The 1,528-nt window shown below is 58.7% G+C and carries 2 protein-coding genes; one reads left to right on the forward strand and one right to left on the reverse strand.

Annotated features, from left to right (window positions below):
• Positions 1-91: 91 nt before the first annotated feature.
• On the forward strand, positions 92-562 hold the full coding sequence (locus AC0AP0_RS09090; protein WP_052733363.1) for a GNAT family N-acetyltransferase: 471 nt from the start codon (positions 92-94) through the stop codon (positions 560-562).
• 45 nt (positions 563-607) lie between these two features.
• Here AC0AP0_RS09090 and AC0AP0_RS09095 read toward each other — a convergent pair.
• Positions 608-1,528: ATP-dependent endonuclease (locus AC0AP0_RS09095; RefSeq protein ID WP_490430232.1), on the reverse strand; the 921-nt coding region annotated here is incomplete at its 5' end.

Here is a 1,528-nt window from a genome sequence, read left to right on the forward strand (position 1 = left end):
TCCAGCATTACCCTCCCCCATAAAGAGGACCAAGATATGATGGTTGTATATCGAATAGGTTTTCTGATTTACAAGGACAAGGCGGGCACCTATGTCATCAGAGCCAGGTGTGACCATCCAGACCTTTACCAACCTTGACGCAGAGCACATGACACTCCTCCTGGAGGCCGATCCTTCAGAACTGATAATCCGTGACGTTTTCACCCATTCCTGTGCTTATGAAATCCGAGTGGAACACGCTCTGACTGGTGTCATGCTGCTTGTCAGACCAAACACGGATACCTTGGAAATCGCCAATATCAGTGTGGGCCGTGCTTATCGCCGGCAGGGACTTGGAAGCAGATTAATAGACCGAGCCAAGATGGAGACCGTCAGGCTGGGTCTGAGAAGATTGGAAGTAGGCACCGGATCCACCAGTTTTGAGGCCCTTTGCTTCTACCAAACATGCGGGTTTCGCATGGACCGCATTGAACGGGATTATTTTGTAGACCGCTACCAGCAGCCCATTGTCGAGAACGGAATCATCCTGAGAGACATGGTCCGCCTGTCATGGTGCCTCTAGCGACCCGGATGACTGCACCGGATCAAGACCGGTAAGGGCGACCAATCAGAAAAGTTCGTCCTGGCTGAATTCGTCTTCTGGTTCCTGACCGACGGCGCGCTTGGTAAAGGACTCAGGACCCTCATCCTTCAGACGGGCGCAGGCCGCCTTGGACTCGGCCCTCAATCCCGCATCCAGAACGACGGCATCGGGAGAGACCAGGAAGGCATGCTCATTGATGCCCGTCAGATAGAGCCCATCCAGGTTTTCCACACGTGAGAGGGCCACGTAGCCCATCCCCGGCGCGAAGGTCCGTCTCAGATCCATGACCGCCCTGTCCAGGGTCATCCCCTGGGACTTGTGGATGGTGATCCCCCAGGCGCAGCGAAGCGGCACCTGGTTGACGGCGGCCAGGACAGTGTCCCCATCCATGGTCTCCCAGGCGGCCGGCTTCATGGTGACTATGTTGCCGTTCTGGAAGGAGACGATCGGCCATCCCCCCTTGGCCGAGCTGGTGAATCCGCTGACGGTGCCGATGGAGCCGTTGACATATTGATGGTCCTGGTCGTTGCGCAGGGCCATGACTGCGGCTCCGGTCTTCAGGGCCAGATCCTCGGGGGCCAGCATGTTCTTCTTCAGCCGCTCCACCAGTCTGGCCTCGCCTCGGGATGTGGCCTGGTAATGGTGGGCCTCTTCGTCGATGGCGGCCAGGCGCTGGTCGTTGAGCGTGTCGGCCTGCTTGTTGACCGGGAAGAGGTGGACTGCCACCTGACCGGGTGCGGGCACTGCGCCGACTCGGGAGGCCAGGACCTCATGGTCCTCCTGGGTGACGCCGCCCTCCCTGATGTCAGTCAAGACGGTCAACAGCTGGCCATCGTCCTGGCGATGCTGCTCGGTCAAGTAACAGATAATCGGGTCCAGGTCCTGCCAGACCAGTGATTCGGTGACGAACCCGTCCGGGTCCTTGCCGGCCTGGGCATAGCGTTC

It is taken from the genome of Bifidobacterium sp. POST2/T3 (B1), assembly GCF_058197115.1.